Genomic DNA, 22,463 nt, shown 5'->3' with positions numbered 1-22,463 from the left:
GTTGCGGAACCGGTTCCGCAACACAAATGTAATCGATTTAATTTAAAATGTCAACGCTTTCTCGCAGTTTTAATTCAAAAGTTGTGAACGTTTTCATCGGGATGGTTTCGCCTGTTAACAATTGGAGAATCATGTCAGCCGCACGAGACCCTGTCCGACGGTATGGAAGATGCACCGTCGTGATCGCTGGATGGAGTACTTCGGTGAAATCATAGCCGCCGAATCCGCTCACCGAGATGTCGCCTGGAACCGTTTTGCCGGCGTTGGCAAGTCCCTTCAACACGCCGAGTGCGATGTTGTCGGTCGCACAGACGACAAGTGACGCCGACAGCTCATGCCCTATCTGAGCCCCAATCGGAATCGCGTCATCGATTTTAAATGACGTCGTGTACGTCTTCACATCCGCCCCTGCCTCGTTGAAGGCGCGTAAGAAACCGTCACGTCTCGTTTGACCGACGGCGATGTCGTACTCCTCGACGCCCACATAGATGATGTCTCGATGTCCCCAATCCATGAACTGCCGTCCGAGAGCGTACGCCGCGTCGAAATCGGGATAAACGAGGCTATGGACGTGTTCATGCTCTTGACCGATCAACAAAACCGGGATTTGGATGTCTTGGATCGCCTGCAAGTGCCGCGGCGTCACGGTCGTCCCGAGCCAGATGATGCCGGCCACTTTCTGCTTTGCCAAATTATACAACTGCTCGATCTCGCGTTCGGTCTGTTGGGCCGTGTTAACGACAAGCATTTGATAACCGCGCTCGGTCAACCGCTCGTCGATGCCCATCATCGTACGCGAAGCCGCATAGGAATCAAGACGAGGGACGATGACACCAATCATTTTCGTCTGTTTCGACTTTAAGCTTTGCGCAAACTGGTTCGGTTCATAGTTCGTCTCTTGAATGACCCGCTCGATTTTCTCGCGTGTCGCTTGTCCGACCGAACCCCCGTTCAAATAACGAGAGACGGTACTTTTGGCGACCCCGGCAAGTTTGGCGATGTCGTTGATTGTCACTTGTTTCATCGGTAAAACCTCCATACGAAAAAACTGACGCGTCAGACGCCGTCAGTTCAGTGGTTGATTACATATCGCTTTTTAAAGTTTAAATAGTAAAGGCCGTTCCGTTTCTCGAAGCCGTTCTTCTCAAGGACACGGCGTACCGCTTCCTGATGTGGACTCGTCGGCGGGATGCCGGCGCGGACGGTATGTCCTTCTCTTAAGTCGGATTGTTCGAGCGCGAGGCGCAAGCCTTCTGTCGCATAGCCATTGCCCTTGAAGGCGTCGAACACCATCAAATCGAGCTGATAGACGCGAGCGAGTTTCAAGAGTAACACTTTTCCGACGATTTGCCCGTCAACGAGGAGATCATAATAGAAGTCCTCCCCATAACTATGCTCATCGGCCGAGTATACCTGCTCTGCCCCCATCTCGACAAAGATGCCTTTTAACTCTTCGGCTGAGATGCCGTAAGAACTTTGACCATATTTTTTAAAATGCTCATATTCGATCTCATCAATCTGACGAATAGGTTGACGCACGATTTCCATCCCGTGCCCTCCTTAACAGTTATCTCATAGTCTTTCCAAACTCATTATATACGAACGGCGGCGTGAAGCGCAAAAGATAACCGAAATCAGACCGGTTCAATGTGAATATGGACCGAATCGACAGCATGATGTTCGTCGAGCTCCCGTTCGATGTCATCACACAAATCGTGCGCCTCCTCGACGGTGAGACTTCCTTCAACGGCAATCGTCACATCGAGCATGACATGGTTACCGAGGTGACGTCCTTTGATTTCACGCACTTCCTTGACGGCATCGAAATGCTGAATCGTCTCTTCGTAGGAATCGACGAGATCCGGCGGGAATCCGTCAGAGAGCTGATGTGTCGCATCGAGAAAGATTTGAATCGCGGTCCGGATGATCATTCCCGCAATCAAGACGGCGAGAACCGTATCCATCCAAGGCAATTTAAAGTAAGCGAAGAGAACGCCGAGCGTAGCCCCGATCGAGATCATGGCATCGGCCAAATTATCTTTCGCGGCCGCTTTCAAGGCGAGCGACCGGGTTTTCTTGGCCAAGTTCGAATTGTACGCATACACGCCGAACATGACAAGTGCACTCACGAACGCGACGACAGCAGCAAGCGGGTTCGGTTCGACGTATTCACCACCGATTAGAGTGGCGATGCTGTTCAATAGAACGAACACCCCGACGGCGACCATGATCAGCGAAGCGACGAGCGCGGCGAGCGTCTCCATCTTGGCATGGCCGTATTTGTGTTCGGCGTCTCGGGGCAGTGCGGCGATGCGAATGCCGATATAGACGGCGATTGAAGCGATGATATCGGTCGTGTTATTGAATCCGTCGGCGAGGACGGCTTCCGAATTATACAAATAACCGAAGACGACTTTTAATACAGATAAGACCAAATACGTCGTGATCGATAAAATGGCGCCTTTAAGCGCTTTTGGTGGATGAGTTGTCGACTGCATCCGACCACCTCCTTTTTAGCTAAGTCAGTATACCAGTTGAGATTCATGTGGGCATAGAGAAACAGTGTTTCCCACAGCCAATAAAAATGGAATATATTCCCGGTAGTTTCGTTGTTCGAAAATTATGGTAAAGTAAATGGGAAGAGACAACAGGGTTATCCCCATAAAAGAGGTGAAACAAATGTTTACGGAACGTGATGGAATCAAGCTTCGTTTGGAACAAATTGACAGATTACTCGCTGATTTGAACCGAGAAGCAAAACAATTGATGGCTCGTCTTCGCGAACTCGACGCGAGCGGTGAAAACCCGCATGAGGTCACCCTCAAGCCGGAAGATCGTGACACGCTCAAATCGTCAATCGATGAGACGCTCGAGGCGCTCCAGAGCCGCTCGAAACGCCCGATTAACCCGAACGACGAGAAGAAGAAAGAACTTGCCTCCCACAAGGCACTCATCGACGAGTTATCGGATTTACTCAGCAAGAAAAAATGAGACGCTTCTGCGTCTCATTTTTTCAGTAAGGAGAAACTATGACTTATATCGTTACAACTTGTTTACGCCCGACTGAGGCAACCATCGAACGGGCCGAGGCCCATGCGGCGACTTATGGCGCCCATTTCGTCACCCGTCGCAAACATTCCATCGACACGTTAAAACAACGTCACCATGCCGGCGTGCTCGTATTTGACAAACGCCGGGTCGAATACACACCGTTCGACGGAGATGAACCGTTCTTCTTCCATCCATCGAGCTCGGTGTTCCGTGTGAAGCAGCTTGCACGTGGCGGGAACGACCCGCTCGTCGATGCCGCCGCAATCAAGCCAGGTGACCGCGTCCTAGACTGTACGCTCGGGCTCGGCTCCGACAGTATCGTCCTCAGTCATGCCGTCGGTCCGTCGGGTCGCGCCGTCGGGCTCGAGAGCGAATTTGTCACAGCGATGCTCGTCAAGGAAGGGCTGACCGTTTGGGAAGAAAAAGAGCCCGCCGTCAATGAGGCGATGCGTCGGCTCGAGGTCGTTTGGACGGATGCCCTCACCTATTTGAAGACATGCCCGGACGATTCATTCGATGTCGTCTACTTCGACCCAATGTTCGAAAAGACGATTTCAGAATCGGTTCACTTGAACCCATTACGATCCCTCGCCAACACGAATCCGCTGTCTCTTGAACTCATGATGGAGGCCCGTCGTGTTGCATCCAGACGAATTGTCCTAAAGGCTCACTTTGAGAGTGAGACGTTTGAAACGTTTGGTTTTACAAGGATTGTTCGCAAAACATCCAAATTTCATTACGGCATCATCGATGTAGAGACTTGACTCCTTAGGTCTTTAGGACCATTCGGGACGAAAGTCTCTTTTTTAAGTTATTATTTTCTGAATATTGACATTAATCAGACACAAGTTTAACGTTGGATTCAAGCTCACACAATTTCCCATTATTTTCACAGGAGGTTAGTACAAATGAAAAAACGTTCCATCCGTCGTACGACGCTCGCCGTCGCACTGACATCGGTCATGAGCGTCAGTGCGATCCCGGCCGTCGGTGCCGCTCCACTCGCCGCCTCACCGTTGCCAACCCCAAGCTCGAGCGCTCCATTCGATCACAACATCATCGATGAGGATCGGCTCGCCAAAGCGCTCGAGAAACGAGGCGTCATCAAAAAAGGGCTTTCGGCCACTGAGCGCCAAAAGGCCGTCGATGCCTATATCGAGAAGAAACAAGGCGGTGAGAAAGACGTCCATAAGCACGGCTTGAACGATAAAGCCGCTGAAGCGAAAGAGAAGATACATAACCAATTCGAGAAAGAATCGAAGCGTCTCCTCGACAAAGCGAAAAAAGGACAAGCGAACTATCGAAAAGGCAAGCCGAACGGCCAAGTGAAAGTCGACCCGGCCAAGCAAGCTGGCTATAACGGCGCCGTCCGTGAAGACAAAGTCCTCGTCCTTCTCGTCGAGTACAGCGACTTCAAACATAACAACGTCGTTCAAGAAGAAGGTTATCTCTATAGCGACAACTTTAGTAAAGAACACTACGAGCAATACATGTTCGGCGACGAATCGTTCGAACTGTTCAACGGTGAGAAAGTCCAAACGTTCAAGCAGTATTATGAAGAACAGTCGGGCGGCAGTTACACGGTCGACGGCACTGTCTCAGACTGGTTGACCGTCCCGGGCACAGCGAAAGATTACGGCGGTGACAATCCGGCCGGCGGGAATGACAACATCGGGCCAGGTCCGCGTCAACTCGTTAAAGACACGTTGAACGCTGCGGTCGCTTCAGGCATGGACCTCGCCGAATACGATCAGTACGATTTATATGACCTCGACGGTGACGGCGACTTCAACGAGCCGGACGGCTTGGTCGACCACTTGATGATCATCCATGCTGGTACCGGCCAAGAAGCTGGTGGCGGTGTCCTCGGTGACGATGCGGTCTGGTCACACCGTTGGGTCGTCGGCAACAGCCCTTACCGCGTAGCAGGTACGGAAGCAGCTGTCCCATACTGGGGCGGTCAAATGGCGGCATTCGATTACACAATCCAACCTGAAGACGGCGCAGTCGGCGTCTTCGCTCACGAATACGGTCACGACCTCGGTCTTCCAGATGAGTACGATACACAGTACACAGGTCAAGGCGAACCGGTCCAATCATGGTCAATCATGAGCGGCGGCAGCTGGGCTGGTAAAGTGGCGGGTACAGAGCCAACGAGCTTCTCGCCACAAAACAAAGAGTACTTCCAAAAATTGATGGGCGGCAACTGGGCGAACATCACGGAAGTCGACCTTGAAGACATCACGCAACAAGGTTTTGTTTCGAAACTCGATCAATCGGTGACGAAATCAACCAACCCTGGATTGTTGAAAGTGAACCTTCCAGACAAGAAAGTAAAAGGCATCGAACCAGAATACGGCGAGTATTACTACTACTCGACAAAAGGCGATAACTTGCATACTGAACTCTCGACACCGACGGTCAAACTTGGAGCGGACGGTACACTCGCTTTCGACACACGTTTCGATATCGAGTTTGACTACGACTACTTGTACGTGAAAGCACTCAGCGGCGGCAAAGAAGTCGTCCTTGACGTCTACGGCGATGACAACACTGGAAACGGTGCGGAATCGACGAACGGCGCTTGGGTGAACAAATCGTACGACTTGTCACAGTTCGCTGGTCAAGACGTACAAATCGTCTTCGAATACGTGACGGACGGTGGTCTTGCCCTTGAAGGGTTCGCCCTCGACAACTTGTCGATCACGTCAAGCGGACAATCGCTCCTCGCTGACGATGCGGAAGGCGCAGAGAAAGTCACGCTCGACGGCTTCGTCAAGTCAGACGGCTATGACACGAAACCGCACTACTACTACCTCGAATGGCGCAACCATGAAGGCGCTGACACTGGTCTCTTGAACGGCCGTGGCGTCAAGTACAACACAGGTCTCGTTGTCTGGTATGCGGATGATTCGTTCTCAGACAACTGGGTCGGCATCCATCCGGGTGAAGGTTTCCTCGGTGTCGTCGACTCGCACCCTGAGGCACTTATCGGCAACTTGAACGGTCAAGACACAGTCGCTGGCAGCACGCGTTACCAGATCGCAGACGCGGCGTTCAGCTTAGACAAGACGCTCCCTTGGTACATCGATTCACCGAGCCGTGGCATCTATGACTACAAAGCTCAACCAGGCGTGAAACAGTTCAACGACGCCAACACGTACATCAACTCGCTCATCCCAGATGCGGGCCGTAAACTTCCACAATACGGTCTCGTCGTCGACGTCGTCGGCGAAGCGAAAGACAACTCGGCTGGAGCAGTTTGGGTCCGGACGAAGTAAGCTTGATTCAACGCACCCCCGCCCTTCTCACCATGAGGAGGACGGGGGTCTTATTATTCTAAAAAAGCTTGAAATTTCATGACAGACTGTGTAACATACTAGATGTAACCGCCTCTGTAGGTTAGTGGCAGACCTCAGCAATGGTAATGCTGCAGCACGAGTTCGATTCTCGTCGGAGGCATCAAATGGATTCCGTGACACGGACCAACAAAAGCACTTTCTCAAACTATTGAGAAAGTGCTTTTTTATTGTCGATCGTCCATCCTTATATTCCAATAAATGGTATAATGGATAAATACTTATATAAAGGAGATTCGATATGAAACGTTTCATCATTCTACTTGCTGCCGTCGCCTTATTGGCCGCCTGTACCGAACAGACGACAGATCTTACGTCTGACTCACCCCCGAAAACTAAAAATGTCGTAATCGATGTATCCGAGACACAACCTTTCTCCGAGCCCGTCCCGACCGAAGAAGAAGTCACAATCTTTTTAGGGTATCTTGAGTCACTGAGCAGTGATACGCTCGGCGCGTTGCGCGAATCAGAGCAGGCGATTTTCCCCTGTGGGATGTCTTGTGAAGACCGTCCGCTCGACGAAATCTCTACGCAAATCGACAGTAACCGGGAAGAGCTCGAATCCGTCCGTGCCGACATTGATGAGATTCTCCCGGCGCTCGATCACCTTGTCGCATCTGACGCGTCAGGCATCGACCGCGAGGGGTTGACCTCTGTATTGAACGAACTCACTTACATTAGTGAGACGTTGACACGATTTATAGAAGGTGACGATTGGGAATCTTGGGAACATGCCCGTACCAAATTGAATCATCTGTCATCGATGATGAAAGGCATCGCCATTAATCTAAGTGGTGTATGACAGCATATCAACTAGATATATCGCTCTCATCCAACCCCGGATGAGAGCTTTTTCCGTCTAGTCATGGAAACTGTCTTGACACGGTTTCCGTTCCTCTATAAACTTGTAAAGTTGACAGAATGAATGATTTGGAAGGAGTACGATCCCCATGCTCAATGAATGGTTATGGATTCCTTCTGCCTTGCTCACGCTCGGTCTGCTCGTCCTCAGCTACAAGCTGTTCGGACGCGTCGGACTGTTCGCCTGGATCGCGATGGCCTCGGTCGTTGCCAACATCCAAGTGACGCAGCAGATTGTAATCGGTGGTTTCATCTTCACTCTCGGGAATATCGTCTACGGTTCCCTTTATTTAGCGACAGACATCTTGAATGAAAAATATGGTCGTCACACCGCCCGTAAAGGCGTATGGCTCGGCTTCTTCATCTTGATCGTCTCGACGGTTCTCATGCAATTCGCATTGCTCTATGAGCCGTTCGAAGAGGCGCTGTTCATGCATGAGAGTTTCGAGGCGCTGTTCTCGATGCTACCGCTCATCACGCTCGGTAGTCTCGCGGCGTACCTCGTCTCACAGCTGTTCGACGTCTTCATCTATTCGAAGATTCGTGCCAAGACCGGTGAGAAGAAACTGTGGCTCCGGACGACCGGTTCGACCGTCGTCTCACAGTTCATCGACACGCTCACGTTCTGTACGATTGCCTTCTGGGGCATGGAATGGGACATCTGGTGGAATATCTTCATCACGACATACGTCGCCAAGTTCATCATCGCTTGGATGGCGACACCGTTCATGTATTACGCGAAACGGACCGTCCCACAAGAAGACGAGACAGAAAAAGCAGCCTAAACAAAACCGCGAGCCCATCGGCTCGCGGTTTTTACTTACCTTTGATATGAAGCCGCACCGCATAAGGGCGTGCATCTTCAAGCGACGATTTCTCCCGACAAACGGTGAGCGCCACGTACGCGTCGATGGCGAGCGCCTCGATGGCCTCGTCCGTCGCCTCGACCTCTAGTATGGTGTAGGGCGGCAGTTGCTCCAACTTGACCCACTGCCCGTGTAGATTTTTCGCGTAGATGATTGGTTCGTCGATCGAATAGCGTCGGAGTAAGTCCTTGACGTTCATACGATCCCTCCTCTATCCACTCTGTCTTCTCATTATAGAAAGCGATTGCATTTCTGTAAACCGCGCTTCCTAAATTTTGGTGCATTCAACGCTTCACGATTCGCCAAAAATAGCCGATAATCAAGGTAGAGAAATGAGGTGAACCGATGCGCTATCGACGACAAGAAACGTTTCGTTATATTTTACCGAACCCCCGCTTCATCCCATATCGCCTCATCTGGGAAGACAAAGAACTTCATGACGGGGAAGCACAACTGCTCAATATCAGCGCCCACGGTCTGAAGATGCGGTGCGATTACTTATTTCCACTTTCTGAAGGATTGAAAGTCCAAGTCAAACTCGACCTCGTCCCGTTGATTCAACCGCTCGACCTGACGGGTCACGTACGGCACCGTGGACAAATGGGGAGCCTGTATGATTACGGGATTCGACTCGATTCGAACTCTGACGAGACCCAGCAACTCGTGACGATGATTAAAGCGTATGCGCGCGAAAACCAATGAGAACGTGTCGATTGACACTTCTCATTTTTTGTTCGCTTGATTCCGGGGTATACTAAAAGAAACAGAGACAGACTCGAGGTGTAGGGCATGACTAGAAAGTTTTTACTCATTCCGTGGGCCGCTGCGATCGCCATCGCGCTCCTCGGTCCGAACGAACCGTTCTCGAGCCGGTTTTTGCTCGATTTCATCACGTATAATACGGACTCCTATGAAGGGTATTCACTTTCCCTTTTCAGCATCCTAGGCGTTTATCCGCTCGCCTTGTTCCCGCTTCTTTGGTCCGAGGTGAACCAGTTGCGCCCGAACCCGCTCTTACCGGCAGCGACCGGTTTCGTCGTCGGCGGCTTTATCATCGCCCCGTACTTGGCGTTCGCGCGGCAGTCGCCTTATCCGACACCGATCAAACCGCTCCCGACACGATTGCTCGGTGTGTTGCTCTTGCTCGTCACGATCGGCTTGTTCATCGCCGCGTCGACGACCGGGAACGTGGCCGAGTATTGGTCATACGTCGAACAGAACCAGTTCGTCCGGACGATGACGGTCGATTTCTTCTTGCTCGCCTTCATTCAAATCACGTTGATGAACCGGGATGCCAAACGTTATAAGATGAGCTTGTGGCCGCTGCCTTACATTCCCTTGTTCGGTTTGTTGTTCTGGCTGATTATTCGCCATAAACAACCGTTCAACGAGGCACCGCCAAGCCGACAAAAAATGAAATGAACCGAGCCCCTTTCGCATTCGCGTTAGGGGCATTTTATCGAAAATGGGATGACGGTTCCCAAATCGGGCTAGCTCCTATATACTGAGAATTCAGCTTACAGACGAAAGAAGGTACACATATGAGATTTTTTAAAGTGATGACGCATACGAACGATAAAGCCGAAGAGATCATCTTGAGCGAATATTTCAAGATCAATGACAAACAGGCCGATCAATTTTTGAAAGACACGCTCGAGCTCGACATGTATGACCAGAAAGTGACACTCAAAGAATGTCAGGTCGCGAAAGACCGTTGGGAGTGCCCAGTCGGAGATTTCGTCGTCGTCGAATACTTCAATGAAAAAGAGTTCGACAAAATGAATGAGTTTCGGACCCCGGCACCGAAAAAATAATGCCATAAAAAGGCTTTCCGATTTTTGTCGGAAAGCCTTTTTTGTGGATACTCCCTCATTGAAGTCTCCTTATTTTGATTCTTTGTCGTCTTCTTCAGGTGCCGGGTCCGGATGTTGCGTCGGAGCCGGTTTTGTAGCCGGGTTTGATTCCTCATCCGGTACTGGGTCCGGGTGAACCCCTGGTTGTGATTCATCACGTTTCATTGAGCATCCCTCCTCTGCATAATGGACTAATTCCACATTAGGCAGTGGGCAAAACATCAGTGTATGTCTTTGTTGCCGATCACACGACGCGAGATGGCTTTCTCGATTTCGACGATGACAAAGACGATGAGACCGAACGCGACCGGATAAATCCAGTCTTGCAGTTCAAGTGGTGCCGTACCGAACAGCGTGTGCATGAACGGGACGTACGTAATGAACAGCTGGAGCCCGATCAAGAGTGCCGACACGAGGAAGGCGATCTTGTTGTCAAAGAAGTGACGGTTGAACGCCGGGGCGAGCTCGGTCCGACAGTTGAACAAATGGAACAGTTGCGCCATGACAATCGTATTGAGCGTGATCGTCTGCAACTTGTCGGTCGAGTAATCGAAATCGCCGAGCATATAGTTGATGACTAGACTACCGCCCCCGATTAAAATCGAGACGAACGTGATGCGGAAGACGTAGTAGCGACTCAGCAACGGCACGTTCGCGGGACGCGGCGGCCGTTTCATCGTGCTCTCTTCGAGCGGCTCGAAGGCGATGGCGAGCGAGAGCGTGATGGCGACGACCATGTTGACCCAAAGGATTTGGACCGGACTGAGTGGTGCCGCGGCGCCCAATAAGATACTCATTGCGACGAGGAGTGCTTGTCCCCCGTTTGTCGGGAGCAAGAACAAAATCGTCTTCTTCAAGTTGTCATAGACGCGACGACCTTCACGGACGGCGTTGTAGATCGTCTTGAAGTTATCGTCGACGAGCACCATCTGTGAGGCCTCTTTTGCGACTTCCGTTCCTTTAATCCCCATCGCGACCCCGATGTCGGCCCGTTTCAAGGCCGGGGCGTCATTGACGCCATCACCGGTCATCGATGTGATTAAGCCGTTTTGTTGCAGTCCTTTGACGAGACGAAGTTTATCGTTCGGGCTCGTCCGGGCGAAGACGTCATTATGGACCGACGCCTCTTTGATTTCTTCGTCGGACATGTTCGTCAATTCTTTCCCTTCGAGGGCGCCCTCGACTTCCATTCCGAGTTCTCGGGCGATGGCGACGGCCGTGTCTTTATGGTCGCCGGTGATCATCTTGATACGGATCCCCGCGTCACGACAAGCCGCGACCGCTTCGATCGCTTCTTGTCGTGGCGGATCGACGATGCCGTAGAGGCCGAGGAAAGTGATGCCGTTCTCGACGTCTTCATGGTCGACCGTCTCTTTCGAGGCGTCGACGCGTTTGAAACCGCCCCCGAGCACGCGTTGTCCGCGGTCGGCAATTTCTTTTCGTTTTTCATCCCAATAGACACGGTCGAACTCCGTGTCTTCCGCCATATCGAACAGGCGGTCCGGTGCCCCTTTGATGAAGATCATCCGCTCGCCCTTATAATCAACGAGCGTAGCCATATATTTGTACTCCGAATCGAATGGAATTTTCGAGATGACGTCCAAACGTTCGATCGGCCGCTCCGCTTTCTCAGCGAGCGTGAGCAAACATGCTTCCGTCGGGTCACCATTGACGACCCATTCGCCGCCCTCTTCATACAGCTGGGCGTCGTTACATGTTTTCCCGACCGTGAGAAGGTCGATCATCGACTCATCATCATCTAAATCGAACGGTTGACCGTTCAGTTCTAAATCACCGTCCGGGGCGTATCCACTCCCTGACACTTCGATGTCGTGTTTGGCCGTGACGACTTGTTTGACGGTCATCTCGTTTTTCGTCAACGTCCCGGTCTTATCGGTACAGATGACCGATACGGCTCCGAGCGTCTCGACCGACGGCAAGCTGCGGACGATGGCTTTTTTCTCAGCCATGTTCCGGACACCGAGCGCGAGGATGATCGAGATGACGGCCGGTAATCCTTCTGGAATGGCGGCGACGGCAAGACCGATCGTCGTCAACATCAACTCGATCGGGTCAAAGTCACGGACGAAGTAACCGAACGCGTATATGACGACCGAGATGACGAGGATGGCGATGGATACCGTCTGACCAAACTTCGTCGTCTGGCGGATGAGTGGCGTCTTGACCGTCTCGACTTCAGCAATCGAGGCGTTGATTTGGCCGAGCTCCGTGCCTTCTCCGATGGACGTGACGATTGCTTTCGCACTTCCCGTCGCCACGCTCGTACCCGAATAAATCATGTTCTTGCGATCACCGAGGACGGCGTCTTCCGGTACGACTTGAATTTTCTTCTCGACCGTCGTCGCTTCACCTGTCAACGCCGATTCCTCGACTTTGAATTTCTCGGCCTGGATAACACGGGCGTCAGCCGGGACCTTGTCCCCGGCGGCAAGGACCAAGATGTCCCCGACGACGAGGTCGCTCGAGTCGACTTGGATTTGCTTGCCGTCACGGATGACGCTCGCCTTCGTCTCGAGTAATTTTTTGATTCCTTCTAACGCCTGCTCGGCCTTGTTCTCTTGGAGATATCCGACGACGGCGATAACCGTCACAACGAGCACGATGACGATCGTATCGATGTACTCCCCTAAAAAGCCGGTGACGACAGCGGCACCGAGCAAGACGAAGACGAGAATATCATTGAATTGACGCAAAAATTTTATGATTTCAGGTGTCTTCTCTTTCTCGGGCAGCACGTTTTTCCCGTACTGTTCCTGCCGACTTGACACTTCTCCTTTCGACAGACCACTAGATGTGTCCGTCTCGAGCGAACTCTTTACCGCATCCGGTTCGAGTGCGTGCCAGTTTTTTGTCTCCATCTGCATCTCTACTCCTCCTTGGTCATTCCTATATGGAAAGTCTTTCCCCTTTCTCTTCCCACTCCGGGCCGGACTGACACATTTGAGCTTGTTTTTTCGCTAATTTTACAGCTGAATTCGTTCACAATTTTCCAATTCGCCAGTTGGAAACGCTACCATCAAAAAAAGTCGTGTCAGATGGATGAAATGGCTTTACAGAACCGTTCGGATGGTTAACTATAGAGGAAATATAGAACAGAGAGAAAGAGGTACACCGTATGATCATTATTCAAGGTATCGCACTTTTACTGTTGATTCTTGCCTTATTCACGTTATTCAGTTACAAAGCCCCGTTTGGGATGAAAGCGATGGGCGCCTTGGCCGGCGCCGCCATCGCGAGTTTCTTGGTCGAGGCGTTCAACGCCTACGCAATCGGCGGTTTGCTCCCGCTCCCTTTATATGAGGAAGTCGGACAGGCGGCCGGTTCATTATCAGGTCCGGCCGCAGCCGCGCTCGTATCGATCGCACTCGGGATCAATCCGGTCTACGCGCTCATGCTCGGTCTATCGGTCGCCGGCTTCGGCATTCTTCCTGGCTTTTTCGCCGGATACATCCTTGCCCTTGTCGGTCGTAAACTAGACCGTCATTTACCGGCCGGTGTCGACATGATTTTCTACGTGATCGTCATGGCTCCCCTCGCTCGCCTCGTGGCGACAGGAGTCGATCCGCTCGTCTCGAACACATTGTCGCAAATCGGTGCGGTCATCGAACTTGCCGCGACGCAAAACCCCGTCGTGATGGGACTTGTCCTTGGGGGGATTGTCACAGTCGTCTCGACGTCGCCACTCAGCTCGATGGCACTCACCGCCATGCTCGGTTTGACAGGTGTGCCGATGGCCATCGCCGCCCTCGCGTTGACAGCGTCGATCTCGATGAACTTCTTGCTGTTCAAGCGTTTGAACATCGGGACGAAGAAAGATCAACTATCGGTCGCGATTGAACCGCTCACGCAAGCCGATCTCATCTCGGCGAACCCGATCCCAATCTACAGCGTCAACTTCGTCGGTGGCGCCATCGCCGGACTCATCGTCGCGATGACCGGCATGGTGAACGACGCGCCAGGTTCTGCTGCCGGGATTCCGGGATTGCTCGTCATGTACGGCTTCAATGATTGGCAGACCGTGACCGTGACGGCGCTCATCTTGTTCGGCGTCGGCATCGTGGCCGGACTCGTCGGCAGTAAACTGTTCAGTAATTTCCCTATCACTCGCCAAACCGAAAAAATGGCCGCTTCCGACGAAGAGGCCGCTTGATACAAAAGGTTCTCACTCCATCTCGAGTGAGAACCTTTTGTTATCGTTCTGCTTGCACCTCGGCGACCGTCTCTTCGACCGGTGTCCGATAGAGTGGAAAGAAATCAGATGGTCCGTAGCGGAGCAAATGGTCTTGATTCAACCGATGGTAAACCGCCTCATCGAGCACGGACTGTCCGATATAGTATGTGAGCGGCTCATCCCCTGAGAAACTCTGCTTGAAGTCATAGAGCGCATCTTCCCCGGTCGCTCCGCCACCGAGATGTACGTATGCTTTTTCTTTCTCGGCCGCGCGGCGGATCATCTCGCGGAACAAGAAATGATTCGGTCGCAGCGCCAAGTAGTTCGCATCCGAGCCTCCGAGATGATAATGCGCCCCATCGTCCCCGAACAACATGAACACGCCTGCCACGATGACGCCCTCATGGACAGCGAATAACAGCTCCGTTTCGCATGTATCGCTGTTCCACAGGTCCTCGAAGTATCGGTCCGAGAAATAGTACGCCTCGTTCGCTGCTCGACGGTCCATCGTCGCCCGATAAAGCCGGATGAATTCACATAGTTCATGGGTCTGCCCTTGTACCGCCGTCACTTGTTCACGGATAGCCCGCTTCACGTTTCGTTTCGTCATTTTACTAAAGCGTTGCTCGAGTTGGTCGAACGGGTCATCGAGCCGGACGTGCACCGTTTGACGAATCGGGACGGCTTGGCCGAAGGCACACATCAAATCATGGTCGAAGCGGCAAGGATGATATCGAATCGTCTCAGTAACCGTGGCTTGATTCTCAGGACGTTTTAAAAAGAGACGTCTAGCCTCTGCGACGTCTTCGTTGGAAAAGTTGCCTTCACGGAACGGGCCGCCATAGCCATACGCCGTCACGAGATCATCATGACGATGTGCAATTGGACGACGGATGTACGGATACAACAAGATGCCGTCCTCTTTGGCCGCAATATACAACTCAGGCTGCTCGCCCAGTTCACAGTTGGCCAATACATAATCGTAATGATCGTACGAATCACAACTGACCTCCCGCAACCAGTTCTCCCACTCCCATCGATTTTTCACAATCTGATTGAACATCATCCGTTCCCCTCTTCCTATAAGTCGTCATTGTTTGAAGTGTGACAGGACAGTCTGGAGTCGTTTCCTATGTCCTGTTCCCATTCAAAGCTGACTATTTGAAGGAGGGGAATAGCTTTTTGTTGTTAACAAACATGAAGCGAGTTTGTTCATTCACAATAAAATCATAGCGATTTCTTTGAGATTTTAAAAAGGACGACCTCGCCAATGGCATCAGGTCGTCCTTCATGATTATGACTTGAAGTCGAGGACACGTTGAAGCCGTGATGCTCCACGAGCCGTTTCGATGACTCTCGTCGTCAAGAGCGCTTCCCGAAGCGGCACGAGCGGATGACGTGTCATATAACTATCCGCCAGCGCCCGGTAGAAGGACAAATACTCACCTGCTTCGATGTCGATTGTCGATTCAACGTCTGTGACGACCGTTCCACTCTCACGGTCGGGACATCGCACTTCCCCGTTCCGGAGACACGCCTCTTGCGGATCGAGTCCAAACTTCAAGAAACTGCATTCCGTCCCGTGCACTTCGAACCGCGGCGCCTCGACGGCTATGAACGGGTTCGAACGCAGATATACCCGTTTTTCTCCATAATACAGGGTCAGATGGAAGCCGTCGTCAGACTGACCTCCTTTACGTTGAATCATAACATCTGCCGACACTTTGTCGGGTGCACCGAACAAGACGAGCGCTTGATCGATCAAATGGCTACCGAGGTCAAACAATATCCCTGCTCCCGGCCCCGCATTCTCGCGCCACCGATCCCGGACGACCGGACGGAACCGGTCGAACCGTGACTCGATCACTTTCCAATCGCCGAGTCGTTTTTCCTCGAGCAGTCGTTTGACCGTCAAGAAGTCTCCGTCCGTCCGTCGATTATGGAAGACGTTGACGATTCCGGCACTGGCCTGTTCGCGTGCAATCAACGCCTCTCCTTCCTCTGTCGTCAAGAACGCAGGCTTCTCGACGAGAACATCCTTCCCTTCCTGTAAACAACGTTCCACCATGTCCTTATGTAAATGGGACGGCGTCGTGACGATGAACAAGGTCGCCTCAGTCGCGAGAGCCTCGTCTAGCGTCGCATATACCGCGACATCGCCAAGTACGGCTTGTACGTCCTCAGGTCTTGATGAGACGACACCGGCGATCTGGAAGTCATCCAGCTCCTGTAAAAATGGTAAATGAAATGTCGTCGCGGAAAAACCGAAGCCGACAAGAATCGTTTGAATCATACCGTTCTCCTCCTATCCATTCGCTTCCCAGTATATCAAAAAAAGGAGTCAATCGACCCCTTATGCACTGACACTCTCATCCATGCTGTATTCAAACGTGTTATACCCGTCCCGTGAGTCCACGAAGACGAAGCCAAACCGTGGATAATAACTGTTCAAGAAATCATTATCAGCCACACAATCAAGCCGGACCGGCTCCTGTGTGTCGGCTTCACGTAAGACGTGCTCCATCAGTTGTTGACCGACGCCTCGCCCTTTCAGCCGTTCACTGACAACGATTCGATGGATGTATTGACCGCGCTCGCCATCTTCCCATAAGCTATGGTCCCAGTCATCTGCCGGAAGTAAGGCGATCGAGGCCAATACCGTTCCATCTTGCTCGTACACATATACATATCCCGAGGTGATGTCTGTCTGCACCCGGTCTATGAGGTCTTGCTCCAAATATTCCGCCCATTGATCGCTACCTTGTTGTTTTAGCGCTACGGCTCGTTGTTCGATTAGGTCCGCGATGTGTTTGGCATCGCGTTTCGTCGCGAGTCGAATCATAACGTCCTCCTTTGTATTACAGTATTTGAAATACAAATATAACGGACCGTTTCGACTCTTTTCAACCATCCTGCTCACATTACGTAAATGGGACGACCTCGCCGCCGTTCAAACGATAGCTGTACGTCATCGTCGCGTCGAGACTGTGCGACACCGAACAGTAGCGATCGACGGACAACTCGATGGCGCGGCGGACCCGTTCTTCGGGCATATCCCCTTCGAGGACGTATAAGATGTGGATGGCCGTGAACTTCTTCGGATGTTCCGTCGCCCGGACCCCGTCGACTTCCATCTCGAACCGCTCGAGCGGCAACCGCATTTTATGAAGAATCGAGACGATATCGATCCCCGTACAAGCGGCCGTCGCCTGCAGGAGCATCTCGGTCGGACGCGGACCCGTATTGAGACCACCGACATCTTCCCCGGCGTCAAGCGTCACATCATGACCCGAAGGCGTCGTCGTCTGAAACGCCATCCCTTGTTTCCAATTCACTTGTAAATGCATCTTTGTCTCCTCCTTACGTTTCGATAGCTTACTATTCCCTTGAATGATGTATTATTAATCTATGTAAGGAAATTGTCGTTTAGGAGTTGGTCGCATGGAATGGTCGGTCATTATTAGTTGGGGGCTGTATATCGTCCTCGGATTGAATTTATTGTTCGCGTTAGCCGTCATCTTCGCGGAGCGCCGCGATGTCGGGGCGACGTGGGCGTGGCTTCTCGTCTTGTTCTTCTTGCCAATTATCGGGTTCATCATCTATCTCTTCCTCGGCCGACAGTTGAAGAAGGACAACTTCTTCAACTTGAGCGTCGAAGAGCGCTCGTTCCACGCCCTTCAAGTCGACAGTCAAATCGAACAGATTCGCCGGAAAGAGACCGTTTTGGCTCAACCTGTGTTCGAAAAGTACGAGCAATTGCTCGAGATGAACTTGCGCTCCTCAAAGTCTTTGATTAGCGTCCACAACAAATCTGCCATCATGCATGATGGAGAACAGAAGTTCAAAGCGCTCATGGACGATATCCGCAGCGCCGAGACCGAGATCAACATCCAGTACTACATCATTCAACGGGACGCGCTCGGCAAGGCGCTGATCCATGAACTGATTGAACGCGCCAAGGCGGGCGTCAAAGTCCGGCTGTTATATGATGCGGTCGGTTCGCGCAGCCTCCGTGACTCCGACTTTAAAGAGCTGATCGCCCACGATGGCGAGGTCCGCGTCTTCTTCCCGCCGACGCTCGGGTTGATCAACTTCAAGTTAAACAACCGCAATCACCGCAAAGTCGTCATCATCGACGGCAAGATTGGTTATGTGGGTGGCTTCAACGTCGGCACTGAGTACCTCGGTCTCGTCGAGAAGTTCGGGTACTGGCGTGACACGCACCTCCGCGTCGAAGGGGACGTCGTCTATCACCTACAGCATCGGTTCATTCTCGATTGGAACTATTCCGGCAGCAAACATCATGACCCGGAGAACTCATTCTGTTTCGCACGCCACGACATCAAGGACAAGTCGCCGATGCAAATCGTGACGAGCGGACCGAACTCCGACACGGAACATTTGAAAAACATGATGATCAAGATGATCATGTCGGCGAAACATCGCGTCATCATCCAGACGCCTTACTTCATCCCGGACACGAGCTTCATGGACGCCTGCAAGATGGCACTTTTGTCCGGCGTCAAGATGGACATCATGATTCCAGGGAAGCCCGACCACCCGTTCGTCATGTGGGCGTCGCTATCGTTCCTTGGCGAATTGCTCGACTACGGGGCGAACGTCTATATGTATGAGCAAGGCTTCCTACACGCCAAGACGCTCGTCGTCGATGATGAGATTTCGACCGTCGGGACGACGAACTTGGATGCCCGCAGTTTCCGATTGAACTTTGAAGTGAACGCCGTCATTTATGATCAGCGGGTCGCGCTCGAACTCGCATCGCTGTTCGAGTCAGACGTCGCCGTCAGCCGCAAATACACGGTCGACGACTATGCGGCCCGGAAATGGACCGTCCGGATGCGTGAAGGCGTGTCACGATTGCTCAGTCCAATCTTATAAGTTCTGATTACGCTAACTACCCCATCGTATCGGCCAAATGTGCCAACGCGATGGGGTATGTTTCTGTTCGGAAGTCGAGAGCTATGCACTCACACCAAGCTGTGACGATTTCTCGTCATATTCTAAAAATTGCTATCTTTTAAAAGAATACTCGCTAGTTCCTTCCCAAATTAGGGTATAAAGTATCAGTACGAACGTCCTACACTATCGCTTCGGCTAGGAAAGGAGGAAGTATGCGTTCACGCATATGTCATACAATGGCTGATCAAGAACGGACTCATCATGACACTCACACCACGAAACCCGATCCTTCCTCATGGGACCAGCTCCCGATTGGCCTGTTCGCCTTCAATCGTGACGGGCAAATCGTCAGCTATAACGAATCATTCGTTCATTTACTCGGGATGCTTCCGACCTCGAATGTGATGTTCGAGCGATGCAGCTCTTCTTCGTTCGACTTCTCAGGCGCCATTCGGAACGTCTTGAACGGGGAGACGATTCGCATGGCCGGCTGGTATAAAGCACCAGAACGGCAGGCTCGCTTCATCCGAACGACGATGTCTCCGAGTTTTTCCGCGGACGGACAACTTGACGGCGGCGTCGGCATTTTAGAAGACGCGACCGAGCAACGTCGTTATGAAGAACGCATGGAACACCTGTCCTCGCTCGATCCGCTGACAGAGCTGTATAACCGGAAGAAAGTCGGGGACGTTCTCTCGTCGACGGCTCAGGAGACGGTCGACACAAGGGCGCCCGCCGCTGTCATCATGCTCGATATCGACTACTTCAAACTTGTCAACGATACGTTCGGCCATCCGACCGGAGACCTCGTCTTACGTTCGATCGCCCAACTACTCAGGCGCAACATCCGCAAGTCGGACTCGATCGGCCGCTGGGGTGGTGAGGAATTTTTAATCGTCGCCCCGCAGTCAACGCTTGCTGACGGTGTGCAACTCGCCGATAAGCTCCGACAAAAGATTAACGCCGAGCCGTTCGGTCCCGTCCCGCGCGTCACTTGTTCGTTCGGCGTCAGCGCCCTTGAAGATGGGAAGACGGTCGAACAGGCGCTTCAAGATGCCGATGAGGCACTGTATATTGCCAAGAACCGCGGCCGGAATCAAGTATCGAGTAAACGTTAACTAACTGATGCCACCAAAAAGAGGATGCCGCAGCATCCTCTTTTCTATACATTGAAGCGTGAGACAAGCTCCTGCAACTCTTCCGCCATATCCGCGAGCGCCTTCGCGGACTGTGCGATTTCTTCCATCGAACCGAGTTGGTCCTCGGTCGTCGCCGCCACTTGTTTCGAGGCGACCGAGTTCTCGTCGGCGATATGGGCGATCTGTGTCGCTGCGGCCGAGACTTCTTCGACGTTCGCGGCAATCTCTTCGACCGTCGCCGTCACGTCCTCGATTCGCGGCGTCATCGCTTGCGTTTGCGTCATGATTTTCTGGAAACGCTTGGCCGTGTTCTCCGTCGTCTCGAGCCCAGCTTTCGTATGGGCCGACACTTCTTTCATCAACTGGACCGAACGTTCCGTCTCTTGTTTGATATTATCAATCAACTCGGAAATCTGTTTCGTCGACTGTTGTGACTGTTCGGCAAGCTTTCTGACCTCGCTCGCAACGACGGCGAAGCCTTTCCCGTTCTCGCCGGCCCGTGCCGCTTCAATCGCGGCGTTCAAGGCGAGCAAGTTCGTCTGGGTCGCGATGCCGTTGATGACATCGACGATATTGCCAATCTCGTTCGACCGTTCGGCGAGTGAGTGAATGACTTTGCCGAACGTCTCGACCGACGAGTCAATCGCTTGCATCTGGACCACGTTCTCCGTGACGGCAGTCGTCCCGTCCTCAGCTTCGAGCGCGGTCTCGCGCGACAGCTCGGACACATCCGTCGAGCTCTCGGCGATGCGCATGATGCCGCCGGTGATCGCTTGGAGCGAGACGGCGTTATCATCAAGTTGACGTTTCGAATCATCCGCGCCGGCGGCCATCTGTTGGACCGCTCCAGCGATTTGTTCCGAGGAGGCCGTGTTCTGAGCCGAGTTGGCCATCAATTCCTGCGACGAGGCGGCGACTTGTCCGATCGATTGATCAAGACTTTGAATGATAGCGCGCAGAGAACGCGTCATCTCATTGAAACTCGCGGCGACACGACCGACTTCGTCATTCGATTCGACGACGATGTCTTCGGTCAAATCTCCGGCTTTAATTCGTTCAGCTCCGACGGTCAAACGATTCAATGGACGTAAAATCGAACGTAAGATGACGTAGAGCAGGCCAGCTGCCAAGACGAGCATCAATCCGATCACCCCGACTGTCGTCCATAAGATTCCAGACGTCTCATCTGTGATTTCCTCATCATACAACGTCCCGGCAATCTTCCACCCCGTCAACTCGTTTGTCATGAAGTCCATCTGTTTGCCTTCATTCTCAAACTCATAAGCAAAGCGGCCCGCTTCTCCCGAATAGAGCGGTTCAATCCACTCGCCTTCTGCCTTCTCTCCGGCTGCCATCGTCGGATGGGTGACGAACTGTTGCAACGCATCAAGAATCGTCACGTAGCCTTCTTTCCCGATTTGAATGCTCGCCGCGACGGCTGCGATATCGTCGACCTCGACGTCAACCGCGATGACCCCGCGACCGTCCGTCCCTGTCTGAGACAGCGTGACCATCATCTTGTTCGAGGCCGCATCGACGTACGGGTCCGTCACCACGACGTTCCCACCGGCCGCTTCGGCCGCCTCATACCATGGACGAGTCCGCGGGTCGTAATCATCCGGTAACTCTTGCGCCGGATAAATCGTCATCTCCCCTCCCGTCGAGGCGTAGTAAATATTCGTCACGTTCGGATGCGTCTCCAAATACTCAAGAAACTTCTCTTCCAGGTCAAGGTTCTCTGCCCCCGACTCATAGAGGGACGAATCAATTCGTCCGGCAAAGAACGCAACATCGCGTTGGATTGGTTCAATCAAGTTGGTGATTTCATCATTCATCCGCTCCACTCCCGCGTGGGCCGACTGCATGATTTGTTCGGTGATCTTTTGTTTCGCCTGATTGTAGGCGACAAATCCAATCAATAAAGAAGGGATCAATAATAGCACCAACGACATCGTAATCAATTTTTGTTTAATGGTGATCGTACGGTCGTGCTTTCGTCTCATAAAACATCTCCCATTCTCGAGAAAACTCGTTATGTTAACCATTGTATCGGACAGTTGGAAGAGGATGTTGACACCCTAGACAAAAAAACATCACCTTTTTCTATTTTTCGTTACTGAAACCCTTTTCATACGATGAATTATAAAATTAAGTGCAACACCCCAAAGTGAACACAAAAAAGCCCATGACGCTTTCCTCGTGTAGAATGAAGTCACCACAAC

Annotated in this window: 22 protein-coding genes and 1 tRNA gene; 12 read left to right on the top strand and 11 right to left on the bottom strand. The window is 52.2% G+C overall.

The genetic code is table 11. The features are described 5' to 3' along the window. Positions 1–37: 37 nt before the first annotated feature. The 3 genes from KNP86_RS14265 to KNP86_RS14255 form a co-directional block, all read right to left on the bottom strand. Entirely contained in the window at positions 38–1,024 is a 987-nt protein-coding gene (locus KNP86_RS14265; RefSeq protein ID WP_214755033.1) for a LacI family DNA-binding transcriptional regulator, read from the bottom strand. Positions 1,025–1,071: 47 nt separating this feature from the next. Further along, positions 1,072–1,548 carry a GNAT family N-acetyltransferase gene (locus KNP86_RS14260; protein ID WP_138859460.1) on the bottom strand — a complete coding sequence of 159 codons (477 nt, stop codon included), beginning with the start codon at positions 1,546–1,548 and terminating at the stop codon, positions 1,072–1,074. Positions 1,549–1,634: 86 nt separating this feature from the next. Then, a complete protein-coding gene (locus KNP86_RS14255; RefSeq protein ID WP_214755031.1) occupies positions 1,635–2,498 on the bottom strand; it encodes a cation diffusion facilitator family transporter in 864 nt (287 codons plus the stop codon). A gap of 181 nt (positions 2,499–2,679) precedes the next feature. Between KNP86_RS14255 and KNP86_RS14250 the strand changes: the two genes are divergently transcribed. The 6 genes from KNP86_RS14250 (at position 2,680) to KNP86_RS14225 (ending at position 8,056) form a co-directional block, all read left to right on the top strand. After that, positions 2,680–2,991, top strand: a complete 312-nt coding sequence (locus KNP86_RS14250) for a hypothetical protein (RefSeq protein WP_021067357.1) — start codon at positions 2,680–2,682, stop codon at positions 2,989–2,991. 38 nt (positions 2,992–3,029) lie between these two features. Next, positions 3,030–3,815, top strand: coding sequence for a class I SAM-dependent methyltransferase (locus KNP86_RS14245; protein ID WP_034777530.1), 786 nt, complete (start codon positions 3,030–3,032; stop codon positions 3,813–3,815). A gap of 144 nt (positions 3,816–3,959) precedes the next feature. Beyond that, complete coding sequence (locus KNP86_RS14240) at positions 3,960–6,332, top strand: immune inhibitor A domain-containing protein (protein ID WP_214755029.1); 2,373 nt, start codon at positions 3,960–3,962, stop codon at positions 6,330–6,332. A gap of 110 nt (positions 6,333–6,442) precedes the next feature. After that, a tRNA-Thr gene (locus KNP86_RS14235) sits at positions 6,443–6,513 on the top strand. A gap of 138 nt (positions 6,514–6,651) precedes the next feature. Further along, positions 6,652–7,212 carry a hypothetical protein gene (locus KNP86_RS14230; protein WP_214755027.1) on the top strand — a complete coding sequence of 187 codons (561 nt, stop codon included), beginning with the start codon at positions 6,652–6,654 and terminating at the stop codon, positions 7,210–7,212. 148 nt (positions 7,213–7,360) lie between these two features. Further along, positions 7,361–8,056, top strand: a complete 696-nt coding sequence (locus KNP86_RS14225; RefSeq protein ID WP_034777482.1) for a queuosine precursor transporter — start codon at positions 7,361–7,363, stop codon at positions 8,054–8,056. Between the two features lie 31 nt (positions 8,057–8,087). Here the strand turns inward: KNP86_RS14225 and KNP86_RS14220 are convergent, their stop codons facing one another. Next, positions 8,088–8,336 (bottom strand): hypothetical protein, encoded by a 249-nt coding sequence (locus KNP86_RS14220; RefSeq protein ID WP_034777481.1) that lies wholly within the window; start codon positions 8,334–8,336, stop codon positions 8,088–8,090. A 146-nt stretch (positions 8,337–8,482) separates the two neighbouring features. On the opposite strand from KNP86_RS14220, the gene KNP86_RS14215 reads away from it, so the two are divergent. From KNP86_RS14215 to KNP86_RS14205, 3 genes are all read left to right on the top strand, one after another. Continuing rightward, positions 8,483–8,839, top strand: coding sequence for a PilZ domain-containing protein (locus tag KNP86_RS14215; RefSeq protein WP_034777480.1), 357 nt, complete (start codon positions 8,483–8,485; stop codon positions 8,837–8,839). An 87-nt stretch (positions 8,840–8,926) separates the two neighbouring features. Continuing rightward, positions 8,927–9,559, top strand: a complete 633-nt coding sequence (locus KNP86_RS14210) for a hypothetical protein (RefSeq protein ID WP_034777479.1) — start codon at positions 8,927–8,929, stop codon at positions 9,557–9,559. Positions 9,560–9,678: 119 nt separating this feature from the next. Beyond that, positions 9,679–9,951, top strand: coding sequence for a hypothetical protein (locus KNP86_RS14205; RefSeq protein WP_235420191.1), 273 nt, complete (start codon positions 9,679–9,681; stop codon positions 9,949–9,951). Between the two features lie 69 nt (positions 9,952–10,020). Here the strand turns inward: KNP86_RS14205 and KNP86_RS15740 are convergent, their stop codons facing one another. Both KNP86_RS15740 and KNP86_RS14200 read right to left on the bottom strand, forming a co-directional pair. Then, a complete protein-coding gene (locus KNP86_RS15740; RefSeq protein WP_034777478.1) occupies positions 10,021–10,155 on the bottom strand; it encodes a hypothetical protein in 135 nt (44 codons plus the stop codon). 56 nt (positions 10,156–10,211) lie between these two features. Next, on the bottom strand, positions 10,212–12,875 hold the full coding sequence (locus tag KNP86_RS14200) for a cation-transporting P-type ATPase (protein ID WP_214755025.1): 2,664 nt from the start codon (positions 12,873–12,875) through the stop codon (positions 10,212–10,214). Between the two features lie 251 nt (positions 12,876–13,126). On the opposite strand from KNP86_RS14200, the gene KNP86_RS14195 reads away from it, so the two are divergent. Beyond that, positions 13,127–14,161, top strand: a complete 1,035-nt coding sequence (locus KNP86_RS14195) for a PTS sugar transporter subunit IIC (RefSeq protein ID WP_034777476.1) — start codon at positions 13,127–13,129, stop codon at positions 14,159–14,161. A 40-nt stretch (positions 14,162–14,201) separates the two neighbouring features. On the opposite strand, the gene KNP86_RS14190 is transcribed toward KNP86_RS14195, so the two are convergent. The 4 genes from KNP86_RS14190 to KNP86_RS14175 all read right to left on the bottom strand — a co-directional run bounded on the left by KNP86_RS14190 (position 14,202) and on the right by KNP86_RS14175 (position 17,529). Beyond that, positions 14,202–15,248: a lipid II:glycine glycyltransferase FemX gene (locus tag KNP86_RS14190; protein ID WP_214755023.1), complete on the bottom strand. Its 1,047-nt coding sequence runs from the start codon at positions 15,246–15,248 to the stop codon at positions 14,202–14,204. 228 nt (positions 15,249–15,476) lie between these two features. Then, positions 15,477–16,475, bottom strand: coding sequence for a Gfo/Idh/MocA family protein (locus KNP86_RS14185; RefSeq protein WP_214755021.1), 999 nt, complete (start codon positions 16,473–16,475; stop codon positions 15,477–15,479). A gap of 60 nt (positions 16,476–16,535) precedes the next feature. Then, positions 16,536–17,024: a GNAT family N-acetyltransferase gene (locus KNP86_RS14180; RefSeq protein ID WP_034777473.1), complete on the bottom strand. Its 489-nt coding sequence runs from the start codon at positions 17,022–17,024 to the stop codon at positions 16,536–16,538. Positions 17,025–17,103: 79 nt separating this feature from the next. Next, on the bottom strand, positions 17,104–17,529 hold the full coding sequence (locus tag KNP86_RS14175; protein WP_214755019.1) for an OsmC family protein: 426 nt from the start codon (positions 17,527–17,529) through the stop codon (positions 17,104–17,106). A gap of 94 nt (positions 17,530–17,623) precedes the next feature. Here KNP86_RS14175 and cls point away from each other — a divergent pair, with 94 nt between their 5' ends. Next, positions 17,624–19,081, top strand: a complete 1,458-nt coding sequence (cls, locus tag KNP86_RS14170; protein ID WP_214755017.1) for a cardiolipin synthase — start codon at positions 17,624–17,626, stop codon at positions 19,079–19,081. A 233-nt stretch (positions 19,082–19,314) separates the two neighbouring features. Next, the gene (locus KNP86_RS14165) at positions 19,315–20,220 is read left to right on the top strand and encodes a sensor domain-containing diguanylate cyclase (RefSeq protein ID WP_214755015.1); all 906 of its coding nucleotides are present in this window, start codon (positions 19,315–19,317) and stop codon (positions 20,218–20,220) included. A gap of 44 nt (positions 20,221–20,264) precedes the next feature. Here the strand turns inward: KNP86_RS14165 and KNP86_RS14160 are convergent, their stop codons facing one another. Further along, complete coding sequence (locus KNP86_RS14160) at positions 20,265–22,244, bottom strand: methyl-accepting chemotaxis protein (protein WP_214755013.1); 1,980 nt, start codon at positions 22,242–22,244, stop codon at positions 20,265–20,267. Positions 22,245–22,463 lie beyond the last annotated feature (219 nt).

The sequence above is a fragment of the Exiguobacterium sp. s16 genome (assembly GCF_018618115.1).
Taxonomy (GTDB): domain Bacteria; phylum Bacillota; class Bacilli; order Exiguobacteriales; family Exiguobacteriaceae; genus Exiguobacterium; species Exiguobacterium mexicanum_A.
The sequence above is the reverse complement of the archived record's forward strand: the minus strand, read 5'-3'. Positions and strand labels throughout refer to the sequence as shown.

Bases quoted from the DNA above. Each gene is read 5' to 3' on its own strand.
- KNP86_RS14240 (WP_214755029.1), top strand. From the start codon at position 3,960: ATGAAAAAACGTTCCATCCGTCGTACGACGCTCGCCGTCGCACTGACA.
- KNP86_RS14260 (WP_138859460.1), bottom strand. From the start codon at position 1,548: ATGGAAATCGTGCGTCAACCTATTCGTCAGATTGATGAGATCGAATAT.
- KNP86_RS14225 (WP_034777482.1), top strand. From the start codon at position 7,361: ATGCTCAATGAATGGTTATGGATTCCTTCTGCCTTGCTCACGCTCGGT.
- KNP86_RS14210 (WP_034777479.1), top strand. From the start codon at position 8,927: ATGACTAGAAAGTTTTTACTCATTCCGTGGGCCGCTGCGATCGCCATC.
- KNP86_RS15740 (WP_034777478.1), bottom strand. From the start codon at position 10,155: ATGAAACGTGATGAATCACAACCAGGGGTTCACCCGGACCCAGTACCG.
- KNP86_RS14160 (WP_214755013.1), bottom strand. From the start codon at position 22,244: ATGAGACGAAAGCACGACCGTACGATCACCATTAAACAAAAATTGATT.
- cls (WP_214755017.1), top strand. From the start codon at position 17,624: ATGGAATGGTCGGTCATTATTAGTTGGGGGCTGTATATCGTCCTCGGA.
- KNP86_RS14220 (WP_034777481.1), bottom strand. From the start codon at position 8,336: ATGAACGTCAAGGACTTACTCCGACGCTATTCGATCGACGAACCAATC.
- KNP86_RS14180 (WP_034777473.1), bottom strand. From the start codon at position 17,024: ATGATTCGACTCGCGACGAAACGCGATGCCAAACACATCGCGGACCTA.
- KNP86_RS14255 (WP_214755031.1), bottom strand. From the start codon at position 2,498: ATGCAGTCGACAACTCATCCACCAAAAGCGCTTAAAGGCGCCATTTTA.
- KNP86_RS14250 (WP_021067357.1), top strand. From the start codon at position 2,680: ATGTTTACGGAACGTGATGGAATCAAGCTTCGTTTGGAACAAATTGAC.
- KNP86_RS14215 (WP_034777480.1), top strand. From the start codon at position 8,483: ATGCGCTATCGACGACAAGAAACGTTTCGTTATATTTTACCGAACCCC.
- KNP86_RS14175 (WP_214755019.1), bottom strand. From the start codon at position 17,529: ATGCATTTACAAGTGAATTGGAAACAAGGGATGGCGTTTCAGACGACG.
- KNP86_RS14185 (WP_214755021.1), bottom strand. From the start codon at position 16,475: ATGATTCAAACGATTCTTGTCGGCTTCGGTTTTTCCGCGACGACATTT.
- KNP86_RS14245 (WP_034777530.1), top strand. From the start codon at position 3,030: ATGACTTATATCGTTACAACTTGTTTACGCCCGACTGAGGCAACCATC.
- KNP86_RS14205 (WP_235420191.1), top strand. From the start codon at position 9,679: ATGAGATTTTTTAAAGTGATGACGCATACGAACGATAAAGCCGAAGAG.
- KNP86_RS14195 (WP_034777476.1), top strand. From the start codon at position 13,127: ATGATCATTATTCAAGGTATCGCACTTTTACTGTTGATTCTTGCCTTA.
- KNP86_RS14190 (WP_214755023.1), bottom strand. From the start codon at position 15,248: ATGATGTTCAATCAGATTGTGAAAAATCGATGGGAGTGGGAGAACTGG.
- KNP86_RS14165 (WP_214755015.1), top strand. From the start codon at position 19,315: ATGCGTTCACGCATATGTCATACAATGGCTGATCAAGAACGGACTCAT.
- KNP86_RS14200 (WP_214755025.1), bottom strand. From the start codon at position 12,875: ATGCAGATGGAGACAAAAAACTGGCACGCACTCGAACCGGATGCGGTA.
- KNP86_RS14265 (WP_214755033.1), bottom strand. From the start codon at position 1,024: ATGAAACAAGTGACAATCAACGACATCGCCAAACTTGCCGGGGTCGCC.
- KNP86_RS14230 (WP_214755027.1), top strand. From the start codon at position 6,652: ATGAAACGTTTCATCATTCTACTTGCTGCCGTCGCCTTATTGGCCGCC.